The 16,164-nt window shown below is 43.6% G+C and carries 12 protein-coding genes, 1 tRNA gene, 1 other RNA gene and 3 pseudogenes; 6 read left to right on the top strand and 11 right to left on the bottom strand.

Annotated elements, in window-relative coordinates; translation table 11 throughout:
* Nucleotides 1-64: 64 nt before the first annotated feature.
* From ACZ42F_RS06880 to ACZ42F_RS06850, 7 genes and pseudogenes are all read right to left on the bottom strand, one after another.
* Nucleotides 65-1,018, bottom strand: coding sequence for an AMIN domain-containing protein (locus tag ACZ42F_RS06880; RefSeq protein ID WP_464278414.1), 954 nt, complete (start codon nucleotides 1,016-1,018; stop codon nucleotides 65-67).
* Nucleotides 1,015-2,833, bottom strand: a pseudogene (glmS, locus tag ACZ42F_RS06875) (glutamine--fructose-6-phosphate transaminase (isomerizing)). The gene ACZ42F_RS06880 and the pseudogene glmS overlap by 4 nt, the downstream one beginning before the upstream one ends.
* On the bottom strand, nucleotides 2,833-3,444 hold the full coding sequence (locus tag ACZ42F_RS06870; protein WP_464278413.1) for an XTP/dITP diphosphatase: 612 nt from the start codon (nucleotides 3,442-3,444) through the stop codon (nucleotides 2,833-2,835). The pseudogene glmS and the gene ACZ42F_RS06870 overlap by 1 nt, the downstream one beginning before the upstream one ends.
* A gap of 174 nt (nucleotides 3,445-3,618) precedes the next feature.
* On the bottom strand, nucleotides 3,619-3,816 hold the full coding sequence (locus ACZ42F_RS06865) for a hypothetical protein (protein ID WP_464278412.1): 198 nt from the start codon (nucleotides 3,814-3,816) through the stop codon (nucleotides 3,619-3,621).
* 149 nt (nucleotides 3,817-3,965) lie between these two features.
* A complete protein-coding gene (locus ACZ42F_RS06860) occupies nucleotides 3,966-4,733 on the bottom strand; it encodes a ThiF family adenylyltransferase (protein WP_464278411.1) in 768 nt (255 codons plus the stop codon).
* 3 nt (nucleotides 4,734-4,736) lie between these two features.
* On the bottom strand, nucleotides 4,737-4,958 hold the full coding sequence (locus tag ACZ42F_RS06855) for a MoaD/ThiS family protein (protein ID WP_029966015.1): 222 nt from the start codon (nucleotides 4,956-4,958) through the stop codon (nucleotides 4,737-4,739).
* 59 nt (nucleotides 4,959-5,017) lie between these two features.
* Nucleotides 5,018-6,750, bottom strand: a pseudogene (locus ACZ42F_RS06850) (aldehyde ferredoxin oxidoreductase family protein).
* 204 nt (nucleotides 6,751-6,954) lie between these two features.
* On the opposite strand from ACZ42F_RS06850, the gene ACZ42F_RS06845 reads away from it, so the two are divergent.
* The 3 genes and pseudogenes from ACZ42F_RS06845 (at nucleotide 6,955) to ACZ42F_RS06835 (ending at nucleotide 11,076) form a co-directional block, all read left to right on the top strand.
* Nucleotides 6,955-7,794 carry a LytR/AlgR family response regulator transcription factor gene (locus ACZ42F_RS06845; RefSeq protein ID WP_464278410.1) on the top strand — a complete coding sequence of 280 codons (840 nt, stop codon included), beginning with the start codon at nucleotides 6,955-6,957 and terminating at the stop codon, nucleotides 7,792-7,794.
* 152 nt (nucleotides 7,795-7,946) lie between these two features.
* Nucleotides 7,947-9,866 (top strand): acetate--CoA ligase, encoded by a 1,920-nt coding sequence (gene acs / locus ACZ42F_RS06840; RefSeq protein ID WP_029966021.1) that lies wholly within the window; start codon nucleotides 7,947-7,949, stop codon nucleotides 9,864-9,866.
* Between the two features lie 179 nt (nucleotides 9,867-10,045).
* Nucleotides 10,046-11,076, top strand: a pseudogene (locus ACZ42F_RS06835) (BMP family ABC transporter substrate-binding protein).
* A 47-nt stretch (nucleotides 11,077-11,123) separates the two neighbouring features.
* Here ACZ42F_RS06835 and ACZ42F_RS06830 read toward each other — a convergent pair.
* The gene (locus ACZ42F_RS06830; protein ID WP_464278409.1) at nucleotides 11,124-11,579 is read right to left on the bottom strand and encodes a hypothetical protein; all 456 of its coding nucleotides are present in this window, start codon (nucleotides 11,577-11,579) and stop codon (nucleotides 11,124-11,126) included.
* Nucleotides 11,580-11,792: 213 nt separating this feature from the next.
* On the opposite strand from ACZ42F_RS06830, the gene ACZ42F_RS06825 reads away from it, so the two are divergent.
* Nucleotides 11,793-11,869: transfer RNA gene (locus ACZ42F_RS06825), tRNA-Met, on the top strand.
* A gap of 106 nt (nucleotides 11,870-11,975) precedes the next feature.
* Nucleotides 11,976-12,340: a transfer-messenger RNA gene (ssrA, locus tag ACZ42F_RS06820) on the top strand.
* Nucleotides 12,341-12,561: 221 nt separating this feature from the next.
* On the opposite strand, the gene ACZ42F_RS06815 is transcribed toward ssrA, so the two are convergent.
* The 3 genes from ACZ42F_RS06815 to lexA are packed head-to-tail and all read right to left on the bottom strand — an operon-like array spanning nucleotide 12,562 to nucleotide 15,609.
* Entirely contained in the window at nucleotides 12,562-13,779 is a 1,218-nt protein-coding gene (locus ACZ42F_RS06815; protein ID WP_464278408.1) for a hypothetical protein, read from the bottom strand.
* Nucleotides 13,772-14,938, bottom strand: coding sequence for a hypothetical protein (locus ACZ42F_RS06810; protein ID WP_279520536.1), 1,167 nt, complete (start codon nucleotides 14,936-14,938; stop codon nucleotides 13,772-13,774). The genes ACZ42F_RS06815 and ACZ42F_RS06810 overlap by 8 nt, the downstream gene beginning before the upstream one ends.
* A 47-nt stretch (nucleotides 14,939-14,985) precedes the next feature.
* A complete protein-coding gene (lexA, locus tag ACZ42F_RS06805) occupies nucleotides 14,986-15,609 on the bottom strand; it encodes a transcriptional repressor LexA (protein ID WP_464278407.1) in 624 nt (207 codons plus the stop codon).
* Nucleotides 15,610-15,912: 303 nt separating this feature from the next.
* Here lexA and ACZ42F_RS06800 point away from each other — a divergent pair, with 303 nt between their 5' ends.
* Nucleotides 15,913-16,134, top strand: coding sequence for a hypothetical protein (locus ACZ42F_RS06800; protein WP_279520535.1), 222 nt, complete (start codon nucleotides 15,913-15,915; stop codon nucleotides 16,132-16,134).
* Nucleotides 16,135-16,164 lie beyond the last annotated feature (30 nt).

Below are 16,164 nucleotides of genomic sequence, written 5' to 3'. Positions count from 1 at the left end.
TTTAAGCCCAGTTGTTCAATGAGATTTTGACTGGCAATTTCTTTTCTTTTTTTAGGGTCTAGGTTTATTTTAGTTTTGGCAGAAGCAGGTTCTTTTTTTCTTCAGAAAAGACATCAATAACTATTCTGTAAGGATTGTTTAAGGAAAATAAACGATAATCTTTGATATTTTCTATATCTAAAACCACTCTGGTTTTTTGAGTGGAATGCTTGGCTGCTCTTACTTTTTTCAAGATACCATCAGCAATAACCTGTTCAGTAGGTACTGAGGAAGATAAGTTGGTATTTTCCAGGTCAATAAAAAGGCGATAGGGAGTGTGTAGTTTGGGGTCTGGATTTAATAATTTGTAGAAATATTTAGTTTCATCTTCTAAGTCTAAGACGATTCTAGTATAATCATCACTGGACCAATGTCTTATGCTGGTTAACTGGATTGTCTTGGGTTTTGTCTTTTTTGTACTTACTTTAGATATGGCCAGTTTTTGAGTAGAATTGTTTTTTTTATTCTGGGCGATTTTTTTGTGGTCTAGTTTCTCCAGTATTTGTTGGGCTTCCTTTTGTTTGTCTCCTTGAGGATAGGAATAAACAACTTTTAAGAGCTCTACATAGGCATGTGGCTCATCTTTTAGATGATATAGGTATATTTTGGCAATTTTTAATTGGGCATCATCACTCCAGCTGTGATGGGGAAAATGAAGGGTAACCCTGCGGAAGTAATCAATGGCTTCTAGAAAATCTTTTTTTAAGTGAGAGCGTTTCCCCAGCTCTTCATAGCTTCTGCCTACGTAGTAGAGTGCTTTGGTGCCTAGAGAACTTTTGGGAGTGGCTTTGTATATTTTTAGAAAATTATTGCTTAAAGTCAGCCAGGTGCTTCTATATTTGGCTTTTTTAGGATTTTTTAAGAGATAGTGGAAATAATTTACTTGCTTTTGGTATTGGGCAGAAAGGGATAGCCCTCCTGCAGGAGAAGAAAGTAGTAAAAAAGAACAAAAAAAATAAAAGGTGAGTAGTTTTTTCATTCTACAGTAACGCTTTTGGCCAGATTGCGAGGTTGATCTACATCCTTACCAAGGTACACAGCCATTTCATAAGCAAATAGTTGTAGAGCTGGCAAGGCCAAAAAGGAATTAAAGGGCGCTTCTAAAAAAGGCACAGTCCAAAGGTCTGTTGCTTCTACTTTAACCTCTGGAGTGGTTAGAGCAATTATTTTCCACCCCTGGCCTGGACCTCTTTTAAGTTGGACACCACTTTGCTTAAGAGTTCATCTTCTAAAGCCAAAGCAAAAGTGGGAAAATCTGGGTCAATAAGGGCAATGGGGCCGTGCTTCATTTCACCTGCAGCATAGCCTTCAGCGTGAATGTAGGAGATTTCTTTTAGTTTTAAAGCACCTTCCAGAGCCAGGGGGTATCCCAGTCCCCGGCCTAAGTAAAAGAAACTTCTGGCCCAGGCGTATTTTTGAGCCAGTTCTTCAGCAGTGTTTTTAAGTACTGGAAGTTGTTCTTCTAAAATTTCTGGCAAATTGCTAAGAACTGTTATGGCCTTTTCCAGAAAAGTAGAAGTTAGTAATTGTTTCTTGTTTCCCCAGAAAAGAGTGAGTAATAAAAGGGTCAACATCTGGCTTAACATGGCTTTGGTAGAGGCTACGCTTATTTCTGGTCCGGCTTGAGTATAAAGGGTAATATCTGCTTCTCTGGCAATACTGGAGCCCACCACATTGCACAGTCCCAGGACCTTGAGTTTTTTTCTTTAGCCAGTCTTAGAGCAGCTAGAGTGTCTGCTGTTTCTCCGCTTTGACTGATGACCATTACCAGGTCTTGGGGGCTTAAGGGAACTTTACGGTAGCGAAACTCTGAAGCAATATCCACTTCCACAGGAATTTGGGCCAGTTCTTCCAGGAGATATTTTCCCCATAAGCCCGCATGAAAAGAGGTGCCACAGGCAATAATATGGATTTTATGAGGCAGGGGAAAGTTTTCTAATTCTGGCAGAATAACACTTTTTTTGCTTTTGTTGATTCTCCCGGTTAAACAATCCCTGATTACCTGGGGCTGATCAAATATTTCCTTGAGCATAAAGTGTTTGAAACCACCTTTTTGCGCAGCCTGAATATCCCACTTAATAGTAGTAACTTTTTTATTTAAAGGGGTTAGGTCTAAATCATAGACTTGATAAGAAGAAGTGGTGATTTCAGCTATTTCTTCGTTTTCCAGAAAAATTACTTCCCTGGTGTAGGGCAAGAAGGCAGGGATATCAGAAGCTACAAAATTTTCTCCCTGTCCCAGCCCCAGGATAAGAGGACTGGAATGTCTTCCTACCCACATTTTATCGGGTTGAGAGCATTCAATAAGGGCAAAGGCATAAGAGCCTTCTACCTCTTTTAGGCTTTTAGAGATTGCCTGGAGAATAGAATCTCCCTTTCTTACATAATGGGCAATTAGTTGCACCAATACCTCTGTATCTGTTTCAGAGGAAAAGGTAATGCCTTTTTTCTCTAATTTTTCTTTAAGTTCCCCATAGTTTTCAATAATTCCATTGTGAACCAGGGCAAAACGGCCATCTATACTCAAGTGGGGATGGGCATTTTTTTCTATGGGTAAACCATGGGTAGCCCATCTGGTATGCCCAATACCCGAGGTAGCCAGGAAGAATTCGCTTTGATTTAATTTGTTTTCTAAGTTGCTTAACTTGCCCTCACTTTTTATGACCTGTAATTTATTGTTTAAGCAAAAGGCCAGGCCAGCTGAATCATAGCCTCTGTATTCCAAACGGCGTAGACTTTCTATGAGTAAAGGTACACTTGGTCTATGTCCTACATAGCCAATAATTCCACACATTAAAGTTCTCCTTTAATTTCTGTCAAAAACTTAGGCCATTTTTTTAGAAACTCCTGCAAGGCCTTACCCCGATGGCTTTTTTGATTTTTTTCTTCCAAGTCCATTTCTGCGGCGTGTTTGCCTGTTTCCAGGTCAATAAAAATGGGGTCATAACCAAAGCCTTTAGTTCCCCTGGGCTCAAAGGCAATGCGTCCTTCCCATTTGCCTTCTACCCAAAAATACTTACCTTGAGGTGCGTACGCTACCAATACGCAGACAAAAAAAGCCTGGCGTTTTTCTAAGGGTACTCCCTTTAACTTCTCTAAAAGTTTTGCATTGTTTTTTGCATCAGTGGCATCTTCTCCGCTATACCTGGCCGAATAAACTCCAGGCTCTCCTCCCAGGTAGGGCACTACTAGACCAGAGTCATCAGCTAAGGTAATAAGCCCGGTTTTTTCACTGGCAGTTTTAGCTTTAAGCAAGGCATTTTCCAGAAAAGTTGTGCCTGTCTCTGGGATATCTCCTAAATTGAACTGGTCTAAACCAACTACTTCAAAATCTCCAGTGGTAGAGAGAAGACTCTGGATTTCCCTTATTTTTCCTTTGTTGGATGTGGCTAAGAGTATTTTCATTGAGATTTCCTTTCAGATTTTTTGAGAATAATCTTTTAGGCTAATTTTTTTTAATAGTCTAGGCTTAAAACAAGGGGGTGCAGGAAGGAAAGGGAAATATTGGAGTTGTTTTTGACTTGGGGGTAGTTAGAGGTTTGGGGTTAAAACCTAATTCTCACTACCCCCTAAAGTTAATTAATTGTTGCATTGCCAATAAGCTCCATACACATTTTTGCCCTTAAATTGAATATAGTCCTGTTCATATTCTGGATTTTCTAAACAAAATCCTTGAGCCTGCCAGAGCTCAATCAAAGGTAAAAAGTTGGACCAGGCAAGCTGACTTGTCCCTAAAAGGAAAAATAACAACCAATATAAAGAAATTGGGAGTTTCATATTTTATTCTCCTATTGAGCAGATATTTTTAAAAATTTTTATTTTTTATATGGTAGCAAATTTTTATGATGAAAACAAGTTTGTAATGGAAAAATAGGATATATTTTTAAGATGTTTTTGTATTAGAAAAAATAAAAGATAATTAGAGGTTAAAGAGAATAAGTTTCAAAGATAAAGTCAGTCAAAGAGACATAAAAAACTTTATTTACCAGGTGAAATTTTTGTTTTCTTAAAAAGGAAATGGCTTCTGCGCTTTGTAAGGTAGCTATCAGGCTTACCATAGGTGCTGGGGACCCCAGGGTGTTTTCTGCACCTTCTTCTTGACTACCCTGGTAAAAGGCTAGAGGAGCTTTGCTTTGTGGTAGAACAGTACTTAAAAAACCTTCAAAGCCAGCAATGGCTCCTGTAACAATGGGAATGTTTTTTTGCTGGCATTTTTGGATTAAAACTGGTTTAAAGCCTATACCTCCCAGACAATCTATTACCAGGTCTACCTGGGATATTTGAGTTTCTAAATCCTGCTCAGTTAAAAAGTAGTCTAGGGGGGTTAACTGAAGAAAGGGAAAAATAGTTTGCAGCCTTTTTTTAGCTTCTAAGGCCTTGTTTTGGCCCAGGTTTTTAAGGGTGGAAAACAATTGGCGGTTTAAATTGGTCTCTTCAAAAGTATCACCATCTGCAAAGACAAGTTTTCCCACTCCACTTCTAGCCAAGAGTTCTAAGACATAGCCTCCAAGCCCACCACAACCTACGACCAATACCTTGCTTTGCAGGAGTTTTTTTTGTTCTTCTATACTTAGGGCCTTAAAATTCTTTTTTAAGCCCAAGGGTAAAAGGTTTTGGTGAAGAAGAGAAGAGAGGGATGATTTTTCTAATAAAGAAGCAAGATTTTCCCAGGCTAAAAAATTAACTTTACTCAAAAATTATCCTCCTCCTACAGCTGGGAAAATGCCAATTCTATCCCCATCTTGTAAAGGTGTGTCTAGAGAAGCATGCCCTCCGTTTACAAACACCACTTTTACTTCTTCTAAGGGAATATTTAACCTTTTTATCACCTCTTGTACGGTCATCCCAGGGGTAAATTCCAGCTTGCCCTGGTCCGGGGTGTATTCATGTAAGGTGGCAAAGCATTTTACTTCTAACATGGTTTAGCTTTTTAAAAGGGCTGGGAAAAGATTCCCAACCCCTTTTTTATTTTGTGAGATTATAATACCTTAGCTTGTTGTAATTCTTCAATGCTAAAATCCCAGACAGTATTATGAGGAGGCAAAGGTTCATTGATAAAGAAGTCAGGTAACTGGTCTTGAGCTTTGGTAAAGCCTGCATCCTGGTTAAAAGAGTACTCATCCTTAAGTACGCTTATACCGAGGTTGACAATATCATCTACAGTGATGTTTTGACCTACTTTGGCAGAAATTAGCTTGGCTATAGTCTCCAGGGCATCTTCTGTATCCAAAACAGCAAAGGCCACAAACAGGCAGAAGCCCGTAGAATCTATGGCTGCAGTGGCGATTTGTAGGTTTTTGGAGACTTCTACATTTCCTTCTTTACCCAGAGGATTAATATCTCCACCTACTTTTAAGATGTTTTGGCATACTGCATAACCTGCAGTATGGTCTGCGCCCATGGGACTGGTAGCATAGGTTACGCCCACACCTTTTACTGCCCTTGGGTCATAGGCTGGCAGGGATTGTCTTTTTACCACCGGTACTCTTTCTACTCCTAAGGCCTCACCTGTGAAAGTTGCTCCATTGGCAATAATCTTGCCCAGGTAGTCTTTGGAGTCATAGACTTTTTCAAAAGGTCTATGGCAGCCTGGCCATCACCCCAGGGGATTAGGCCTGCTTCCATGGCTACAGCAATGGTGTTGCCCATTTCAATGGTATCCAGGCCCAAATCATCACAGAGCCTGTCCAACTGGGCTAGATGGTCTAGGTTATCTATCAAAGTGTTGGGGCCTAAAGCCCAGACTGTTTCATATTCAAAACCAGAAGTTATGTATTCTCCCTTTTCATCCACATAAGATTGAGAGCACTGGATAATACAGCCTGGATGGCAACCTTCTTTGGCTACGCCTCCTCTTTTGTTAATGATTTCCACCATTTTTTCGCCACTTACCTCTTGAGCTTTGTCAAAACGGCCAAAGCGGAAGTTTTTGGTGGGCAGGGCCCCTGCTTCGTTGATAATATTGATTAAAATGGAGGTGCCAAAGGAAGGAAGCCCCTGGCCTGTAACTGCATGATTGGTTAAAATTTCAGCCCAGCGTTTGGCTGCTGCCTTAAAGGTCTCTTTGTCTACTATTTCTGTTCCAGGAGCGCCTTCGTCATTTACCACAATGGCCTTGATGCCTTTAGAGCCCATTACTGCGCCTAAACCACCTCTACCAGCTGCTCTGGCAGGTCTTCCCTTGGGGTCAGTAAATTGAATGGATGCTCCCAAGCGTAAGTCCTCTCCTGCAGGGCCAATAACTAAAATCCCCACTTTTTTGCCGTACTTGGCAAAGAGTTTCTCTGCAGTGGCATAGGTGCCAAGGCCTGCTAACTCAGGCATGTCTTCTATTTTTACTCCATCTTTGTCTAGGTAGATAATGCGAGTGGACTTTTCTTCTGGTTTGTCTTCTAAAACAATGCCTCTTATGCCCAGTTTGGCCATTTTTTGAGAAAAGGTTCCACCAGCATTGGCTTCTTTTATGCCACCAGTTAGAGGAGATTTACCGCCCACAGAAATTCTTCCTGAATTGGCTAGAGGAGTTCCACTTAAAAGACCTGTGGCTACAATGAGTTTATTATCTTTTCCCAGAGGATGACAGGTAGGAGGAACCTCTTTGCGAATTAACTTAGAGGTTAAGGCTCTACCACCCAGAAGGTTTAGCTCTCCTCCCAGTTCTTCAAAAGAGACTTCCTTAGTTTTGGTATTAATACGCAATAGTTTAGCCATGGTTTGCCTCCTTGGTTGGCTTTAGGTTTATTTTTTAAGCACTTATTTAAAAGCAAAAATGCATTAAAGTCAATTGCTTTTAAGATAAAAGGCCTTCAAATCTGGCAAAATTTATCATCGTTGGAAGGTAGAAACTTTTCGGTTTTAGTGGTTGCCAAGGGGAGTTTTTTTTTATTAAATAAACAAAAGAGGCGGAGAAGAAATATGGAAATAAAACTTTTGTTGGTTGTTCCAGATCAAGAAATTTCAGAAACTATTAGAGATTTTTTGGCCAAAGAGAAAAGAGTTAAAATTTTAGGAGAAGCAAAGACTGCTTTTGAGGCCTTGGAGCTTCTGGAAAACATACCCTATGATCTCTTTTTGGCTACTACTGATTTAAGTGGTGGAGTAGATGGATTTGAACTGGCGCAAATTTTAAATCAACGCAAGAAAAGACCCAAGATTGCTTTTATTGCCCAAGATGAGACTTTGGCCTTTAAGGCCTTTGAAGTGGGAGCAATAGATTATTTGGTGTGGCCCTTTATTCGAGAGAGACTAATCAAGACTATTGAAAGGGTAGAGTATTTACTGGAGCCCCCAGAACATATTGTCCAGGCTCAAAAAGCAGAAGAGCAGGATACTGTACATTTGGACTTAAAAGAAGAAGAACAGGAGGATATTCTGCAGGCTTTGAGAAAGGCCTGGAGCTTTAAAGAAAGGAAGATTAAGGACCTGGAAAAGTTGCCCATCAATCAGGATGGCAAGCTTATCTTGGTACCTTATCATCAAATTGTATTTGTGGAAGCTTATGAAGATTATAGTTATGTCCATACTCCAGGAGAAAGGTATCTTACCTCCTATAGATTGAAAAATTTAGAAAAGAAACTCACTCCTTATGGCTTTTTTAGAATTCATCGTAAGTATTTGGTAAATCTGGAAATGGTTACAGAGATAGCTTCTTTACCTGGAAGCAATTTTATGTTGCGCACCACAGGTAAGAAAAAAATAGAGTTGCCCATTAGCAGGCGCAGAATAGGGGAGTTAAAAGAGATTTTGGGTCTTTAAGCCTTTTACCATTTAACTATGTGTTTAAACCTTTAATCGATAAAAGTCTTTTTTTTTATTTTACTTTATTTATATTTGCCTTGTTCCTAAAAATTTAAGAACAAGGTTAACGAGAGACCTTTGATGGGGTCTTGGAAAAAGGAGGAAATAATATGGAAAGTAAAGGTGCTCTAGACGCTTTATTAAAAGAAGAGCGAGTATTTAGACCTTTGCCTCAATTGGTAATTGAAGCCAATGTGAATCCCCAAGAATATGAAGAAGCCATTAAAAAGGCTGAAGATAATTATCTAGAATACTGGGAAGAAGCTGCCAAAGAATTAAATTGGTTTAAAAAATGGGATAAAGTGTTAGATGACTCAGAGGCTCCTTTTTATAAGTGGTTTGTGGGAGCCAAGTGTAATATCGTTTATAATGCCCTGGATAGACATATTGAGACAGTAAATAAAAATAAATTGGCTCTTATCTGGGAAGGAGAGCCTGGAGATACAAAAAAGCTTACTTATTATGAGCTTTATAGGGCTGTAAATCGTTTTGCCAATGGATTAAAGGCTCTGGGTATTAAAAAAGGTGATAGGGTGGTACTCTACATGCCACCTTTACCAGAGACCGTAATTGCACTTTTGGCAGTGGCCAAGATTGGTGCTATTCACAGTATGGTTTTTGCGGGGTTTTCTGCCAAGGCTCTTAGGGATAGAATCCAGGATGCAAAAGCAAAGTTGGTCATTACTGCAGATGGATTTTATCGCAATGGGCGGGTAATAAATTTAAAAACAGTAGTGGATGAAGCCCTTACCCAGGGTTGTGATTGTGTGGAAACAGTAGTGGTAGTACACAGAGCCAATGTGGATGTGGAAATGGTAGATGCCAGGGATATTTGGTATGAAGACTTGGTAAGGCAGGAAAGTCCAGAGTGCCCCACTGAAGTAATGGATTCAGAGGATATGCTCTTTTTACTCTATAGTTCTGGTACCACGGGTAAACCTAAAGGTATTGTACATACCCATGGTGGATATATGGTGGGGGTATATCGTTCTTTGATGTGGGTTTTTGATATTAAACCTACAGATATTTTCTGGTGTACTGCTGATGTGGGCTGGATTACTGGGCATAGCTATGTGGTATACGGACCTCTTATGGCTGGTACTACCACAGTAATGTATGAAGGACATCCTCTTTACCCTCAGGCAGATAGACTCTGGGATATGGTTTCCCGTTATGGTGTTACTATTTTTTATACCGCACCTACTTTAATCAGGATGTTGATGCGTTTTGGTTCTCAATATCCCAAGAAACACGATTTATCTACCTTAAGGATTTTAGGCTCTGTGGGTGAGCCCATAAATCCAGAAGCCTGGGTCTGGTTTTATAAAAATGTGGGTAGGGAAGTGTGTCCTATTATGGATACTTGGTGGCAGACAGAAACAGGTTCTTTTATGATTAGTCCTTTACCTATTACCCTGCTAAAACCAGGTTCAGCGACCAAACCTTTACCAGGGATTTTTGCTGATGTGGTAGATGAAGAAGGTAATTCCTTGCCTCCAGGAAAGGGTGGGCTTTTGGTTATTAAAAAACCCTGGCCTTCTATGTTGAGAACTCTTTATAAAGATCCTGAGAGATACAAAAAAACTTACTGGGAAAAGTTTCCTGGTTGGTATTTAGCTGGTGATGTAGCCAGAAAAGATGAAGATGGTTATTTTTGGATTCAGGGTAGAGCTGATGATGTTTTAAATATTGCTGGACATAGAGTGGGTACAGCTGAACTGGAAAGCGCTCTGGTATCGCATAGAGCAGTAGCTGAGGCAGCAGTTATAGGTATTCCTGATCCCATTAAGGGAGAGGTGGCCAAGGCTTTTGTAATTTTGAGTGCTGATGTGGAAGTAGAAAATACTGACGAACTAATTAAAGAATTAAAAGGCCATGTTCGAAGAGAATTAGGACCTGTAGCTGTGATTAAAAGTATTGAAATTAGAGACAAATTACCCAAGACCAGAAGTGGTAAGATTATGCGCAGAGTTTTAAAAGCTCAAGAACTGGGAGAAGATGTAGGTGATACTTCCACTTTAGAAGAATAAAGTTTTCCCTTTTAGGAAGGGGGAGGGGTGAAGACTTGGTTTAAGGGAGTAATCTTAAGTTGAGAGATTACTCCCTTTTCTTTTCTTGCTAAAATGAAAAACAAACTATATGGCTAGCCCATAAAAAAAAGAGGAGAGGTGGTTTTATGAAGAAAAGTTTGTTTTTTCTGGTTGTTGGGATGGCTCTTTTGGCCTTGGGGTTATCCTCAGCTTGGGCCAAAGATCTTAAGGTGGGTTTTATTTATGTTTCTCCCATTGGAGATGCGGGATGGTCTTATGCCCATGACCTGGGAAGACAGGCACTGGAGAAGATGGAAGGGGTTACTACTTCTTATGTGGAAGCAGTACCAGAAGGCAGTGATGCCGAGAGGGTTATTTTAAATATGGCCAGAAAAGGCTATGATATAATCTTTGGCACTAGTTATGGTTATATGGACTCCATGTATAAGATAGCTCAAAAGTTTCCTCAAACGCTTTTTATGCACTGTTCTGGGTTTAAACGGGCTAAAAATATGGGTACTTATTTTGGCAGAATGTATCAGGCCAGATATTTAAGCGGTATTGTGGCTGGAATGATGACTAAATCCAATATCCTGGGTTATGTAGCAGCCTTTCCTATTCCTGAAGTTATAAGAGGTATTAACGCTTTTACTCTGGGAGCCAGGAGCGTTAATCCCAAGGTCCAGGTTAGAGTGGTCTGGACTAAAACCTGGTATGACCCTGCTACAGAAAAGAAGCTGCCAAAAGTTTACTGGATGTAGGGGCTGATGTTTTGACTCAGCATCAGGATTCTCCAGCAACCCAGGAAGCAGCTCAGGAAGCTGGAGTGTATTCTATAGGTTATAATTCTGATATGGCCCAATTCGCTCCCAAGGCTCATTTAGTAGCAGCAGTGTGGAATTGGACTCCCATTTATAAGGAAATCGTTGAAGAAGTAAAAGCAGGTAAGTTTAAGAGCAGGGATATCTGGTATGGACTGGAAAAAGGAGTTGTAGGGTTATCTCCTTTTGGGCCTATGGTGCCTGAAAAGATAAAGGAAAAGGTATTGAAGATAAAAGAGGAAATTAAGAAAGGTAAATTTAAGGTTTTTACAGGTCCTATTAAAGATCAACAGGGCAAGATTAGAATTCCTGCTGGAAAGGTAGCTAGTGACCAAGAGCTTTTGGGCATGGATTGGTTTGTAGAGGGAGTAATAGGCAATACCAAGTAAAATTGAGATAAATATAGTATAAAAAAGGGAGCTTAAGCTCCCTTTTTTTATTTGTGGACTAAGTTTAATTGTGCATTGGCTTTACTTATTTCTATAATGGCCTGATTGAGATTTTTTAGTTTGCTAATTTTTACTTCAGGGGCATCCAGGTCTATTTTTTTACCCGTTAACTTAAAAACCACTTCTTCTATTTCTTCTTTAGAAAGGTTTTGGTCATGGGTTTCATAGCTTAAAAGGGGATAGGAGTTATCCAAGGCACTTTTCTTGGTATTTTTATTGGTATTTGGTAGATAAATGGTACCTGAAGAAAAGTCTACAGCAAAGGCGATAAGGCCTGGAATCAGGAAAAATAATAGACCTATAGCATCCAGAATAGCAATGGAAGTATCAATTTTTCCTCCAGTTTGTCCCCTGCGTTCAGGATAGATAAAATATCCACAGGACATGGTTTGGAAGAGAAAGATAGCACTTACTCCTAGGATTAAGAAATTTTTAATCTTCACTATTCACCTCCTTAAAAATTTGAATAAATATTACATAAGTATTTTTTAATAGTAAAGATTTATATTCCTTTATAAATTTTTTTAGTAGTTAAGCAAAGATTTCTTTAAGAAAAATTCATTGAGTCCAATTAGTTTTAAATAAAAGGATAAAATTTTAAGTGAAAAATTTTTTCTTGATTTTTTTTTAAAAAAAGGTAAAGAGTCTTCTCCTACGGCGAGGTAGCTCAGCTGGTTAGAGCATGCGGCTCATATCCGCAGAGTCGGGGGTTCAAGTCCCTCCCTCGCTACCAGAGGATAAAAAGAGCCCTAAAAAGGGGCTCTTTTTGTTTTTGGGCTTGCCTACAGAACAAAGAATGTTTATTTAGAGATTAGTTCTTTTAGATATAAATTTCGCCTGGGGGCGAAATGGTTTCGACGGGGAGATTTGTAGGTCAAGGTTGCAGGCCGAGGTGCTGCGAGGTCCTCGTAAAACACGCAGCGAAATAATAAATGCCAACGATAATTACGAATACGCTCTCGCTGCTTAATTAAAGCGAGCGTCTTTATCTTCTCTTGCCTGAGGGGAGGATAAAGGCGGAATAGGCATCAGGCTAGCCTTTGGTTTTTGTCTGGAGGGCCAAAGGTGAAAATAAATCCAGACCGGTCTTTAGGTGCCTGACCAGGGGCTAACCTAAAGACGAGATGTTAAAACCTGGTCTAAGCCTGTAGAAGCCTTGTCCGAAGCTTCTCGGACGTGGGTTCGACTCCCACCGCCTCCACCATTTGAAAAAGACAACCCGTCTCTCCGGGGTTATTCTCCGGGACGACGGGTTTTCTATTTCCCCTTGTTTTCAAAGGGTTTGCGCCAGTTTCACATCTTTTACGACCCGTTCTCCACCCGCCTGAATCTCCCTCTTTTCTTAGCCTTAATTCTCTGTTTGCCCCCCAGATTCTCTGTTTTCTCCGGACGAAGTCCGAAGCTCGTCCGGTTGGGCAATCCCTTTTATATCAAGGACCTAAGCCGACCGGCCGTTTTCGCAAGTTTGGAAACACGTCCTGTGGTATGAAAAAACACCCGAATTTTCGAACCAAAAGTCCCTCGCAGGATTTGAGAAATGGGATTAATGCGGATTTCCCGGCGGGGAATATCAATAATCGTCGGCGCTCTCGGGCAGGATACGGAACCGGCAGCGGTAGCATTTTTCTCCCTTGACCCATTCGATGGGGTCCTCGTCAAGGCGGAAAAATTCCCGCAGGCATCTCGACAGTTCCTGCTTTCGTTTTTCAAGAAATGATACGGGGTCTCTTTGCGGCTGTTTTTATCAATCTCCCCGCGGTTTTCAGCAAAGTCCAGGAGGAGCGTCCACTGCTTTGTCGCTTCTCCATTCCGTTTGTTGGCCATGCCCATCTGGGTGTAATTGTATCGCCCAGACTCTTCGCCAGCCCAGACTGTGACTGTGAATCCATCCCGGAACTGAATCTTGATATCGGACCAACGGGTTCCAGCCGGCGTTGGGAAATGCACCATGCCACCGGAACCAGGCTCCGGGACTTTTTCGTGGAGCGGTGCGAACAGCTCGTCGGGAGTCCGACGTACCTGGAGGCAGCCCTGCTCGTCGAACGGCATCTCTTCATCCAGTGCCAGGAAGATGGCGTTGCGCTGCGCCAGGATCTGTTCAACTGGAGGGGACACCCGTCGCCGCGTCGGAGCCAAGAGTACGAAGGGATCGCCATGGAGCAGACAAATGTTCTTTACGACCTCAAGCAACTCGTCCGGATTTTCCTGTTGAGTCAGGAATACGGGAAAGACCAGCCCGGCCGTGGGCACAAAGTCACCCAGACGCCACGTTCGCCGGCATGCGTCGACCTTGCTTTCGCGATGCTCGATCCCCAACGCCGAACAGATGTCTTTGTGCAGGGAAGCTCTGTTCACCGAATAGATGAGAATGTCCTGCCGCTTGAGGGGGTATGGTTTTTCCTCCTGCTCAGGGCACACGGCCACGATGTCGTTGCGAGAGTGCGTTACGACTTTGCGCGGGCACCCCAGGCCACATTCCGTCGGGCAATCCACAGCCGTTGCGTGATCGCGGGTCAGTTTGAGGTAGCGTCCGTGAAACCCCTGAAATCCCGGCCACCCGTCAAGGTGCTGATTCCACTCGACCAGAGGAGCGGCTTGGCCGGGTAAGTCTTCCAGGTATTTCCAGATCGCGTATTCACTCATCGCCGTTCTCTGCATCCGCGATGATGAACCCGCGCCTGGTCATCCAGGTTTCAAGGATGTCAGCATCGTCATCACGCTTGAACCCGGCCCTGTTGCCGGAGCTTATGGTGACCGTTCGAGCGGTCTTGGAGTCGGTGAATTTGATCAGGAAGCTGGCCTTGATAATAGGACCGCTGTTGGGGAATGACCGTTCACGCTCGCGCAAGGATGCGAAGATATCCTCGGCTTTGCGGATCTCCACTTCCTTCTGAGAACCGCCACGGAAGATCTGGAACTCTTTGAGCCTCACCCACTCCAGCCCGTCAATGTCGTCGCACAGGAGGGAATCCTCGCCGACCTCCCGCAGCGGCTCGAGGGTGAACTTGCTCTTGCCGTTGAAGAACTCGCTGTCACCAAAGAAATGTTGGCCGAACTTGGTGCGGTAGAGTTCCTTCTCGCCCTTGGATCGGGCGTTCATGCGGATTTCCCCGGTCTCAGGGTTGTAAACGAGGACATCGTATTTCTCGGGGCGATAGTAGACACTCGACGATTCCCCGTCCTTGATGATGCTCTCGCGGGTGAAGGGTTCTCCGTGGCGAACCAGGAACCAGACAAAGTCGGGCTTCACATACACAAACACCTTTGACGCCCGGCCCCGCCGCTTCTTGGAGAACCACTCGTCAAGTTCGGCCTCCAGGGCGTGGATTGTCTCTTCTGAAGGATCTTCGAACTCGGGGATGGAACCGTTTGTGGCCCTGAAATACTCGAACGAACGGGGACGGAAGAGAAACTGTTCGGCATGAAGACGTTCAATGAGATCGCGGTCCTTCATCCACACCTGAATGGCCAGATCGGCGCGGGCGGCGTCCTTGTCGATGACAACGTCGATCTCGGTCCCGTCAATCGCGTCCTGGATGGAGTCGAAGCCTTCCGGGGTTGACATCTCGTTCACGTAATACAGCGCTTCGGCCAAGTCCTCCGGCGTGGAAGTGCTCGGGTTGAGCAGGACCTCGCTCAGAGCGTTGTAATCCAGCTCGTCCTCGGTGTTCAACGATGGCAACTCCACGCCGCGAGCCGAAAAATAGTCGGCATGCGGTTCAAGAAATGCAATGAGGTGCTCCCGGTCGATCCTCCGGAGCATTTCCGGCTTCGAAAAGCGGCGTAGATTAAAAGTTGCCATTTTTTCCTCCTACTTTCCGTTCGTCAGTTTCCTTTCATGGGCTACTCTCATGTTCGTTTCCAACCCACAACCTTACCCAATATCCGGAGGTCATCCTCCGGACGAAGCGTAATCGGCGCGTGTCTCGGATTCTCCGGGACGAGCTCGATACGCTCATTCTCGATTCTCAATCGTTTCACAGTGGCCTCGTCATTCAGAAGAGCCACGACGATATCTCCGGTTTCCGCCAGCGGCTGACGTCGCACGATGATCAGGTCGCCATTGTTTATCCCCGCTCCGATCATACTGTCGCCGGAAGCGTGGAGAGCAAAATACTCTCCTGACCTGACCGTGGATGCCTCAACCAGTACTTCCCCAATGATGTTTTCTTCCGCCAGGATGGGTTGTCCCGCAGCGACCGTACCGATAACGGGCACCGCCACGAGGGCGGCCGCCATGTCTTCCGGCCGCTTGGCCACGGTCAGCCCGCGAGCCTTGCGGCCTTCACGTTTCAGATATCCCTTGCGGACCAGCTGGTTGATACGTTCATGCACGCTCGAATGGCTGATCCCGAAGGTCTCGCTCAATTCCTTCACTGTCGGCGGGTACCCCTTGGCGTCGATATGGCGGCATATCTCGTCCAGGGTCTCCCGCTGCAGTGGTGTAATCTCGTCTGTTTTGCTTCTGCCCATGGCTCCCACATTTACCAAAAACGAAAAGCCCCATCGGGCCGAATAAAACTATAATATACGACCTGATATCCGTCAGGTCAAGAAGTCTTATGGAAAAACCCTTCCGACAGTCGGGGAACGCCTTCGGTATGTAACCATCGACAGGGCCGGGCATTTCGCCCGGACTTGAGAGTTAGAAACCAGACAACTGACCGGAAGCAGAGCTTAGGCGGTTGTGGGTGCCAGTGAACCCGCATCCCAACCGTCCGGCGAGTTTCCCGGCATCCACACCGACCGACCCGGTCACGCAAGCCGGAGGTCACGATGTTGGATGCCGATTTTGCTCTTGAAACAACCGATCCCGACCCGCTTGAAGCGGATGTATTTCCCGAGTCCGAACTCCTTTCCCCGGAAAAGAGACTGGGGGCAATCGCCTCGATCCTGGCGGTTGCTGTGCTGCGTTCGAAAGTCCGCAAAGCCGCTTCCAGCTGGCGTATGGAGGATATCGAAGAATCTTCCGGAACTGCCGGAGAAGGACTTGATTAGTTGCAGGAACTTAAGCATTCATTCATGACA

The sequence above is a fragment of the Desulfonauticus autotrophicus genome (assembly GCF_055381725.1).
This window is presented reverse-complemented; position numbering and strand designations above follow the sequence as displayed.

Bases quoted from the DNA above. Each gene is read 5' to 3' on its own strand.
- ACZ42F_RS06880 (WP_464278414.1), bottom strand. From the start codon at position 1,018: ATGAAAAAACTACTCACCTTTTATTTTTTTTGTTCTTTTTTACTACTT.
- ACZ42F_RS06870 (WP_464278413.1), bottom strand. From the start codon at position 3,444: ATGAAAATACTCTTAGCCACATCCAACAAAGGAAAAATAAGGGAAATC.
- ACZ42F_RS06865 (WP_464278412.1), bottom strand. From the start codon at position 3,816: ATGAAACTCCCAATTTCTTTATATTGGTTGTTATTTTTCCTTTTAGGG.
- ACZ42F_RS06855 (WP_029966015.1), bottom strand. From the start codon at position 4,958: ATGTTAGAAGTAAAATGCTTTGCCACCTTACATGAATACACCCCGGAC.
- ACZ42F_RS06845 (WP_464278410.1), top strand. From the start codon at position 6,955: ATGGAAATAAAACTTTTGTTGGTTGTTCCAGATCAAGAAATTTCAGAA.
- acs (WP_029966021.1), top strand. From the start codon at position 7,947: ATGGAAAGTAAAGGTGCTCTAGACGCTTTATTAAAAGAAGAGCGAGTA.
- ACZ42F_RS06815 (WP_464278408.1), bottom strand. From the start codon at position 13,779: ATGAGTGAATACGCGATCTGGAAATACCTGGAAGACTTACCCGGCCAA.
- ACZ42F_RS06810 (WP_279520536.1), bottom strand. From the start codon at position 14,938: ATGGCAACTTTTAATCTACGCCGCTTTTCGAAGCCGGAAATGCTCCGG.
- lexA (WP_464278407.1), bottom strand. From the start codon at position 15,609: ATGGGCAGAAGCAAAACAGACGAGATTACACCACTGCAGCGGGAGACC.
- ACZ42F_RS06800 (WP_279520535.1), top strand. From the start codon at position 15,913: ATGTTGGATGCCGATTTTGCTCTTGAAACAACCGATCCCGACCCGCTT.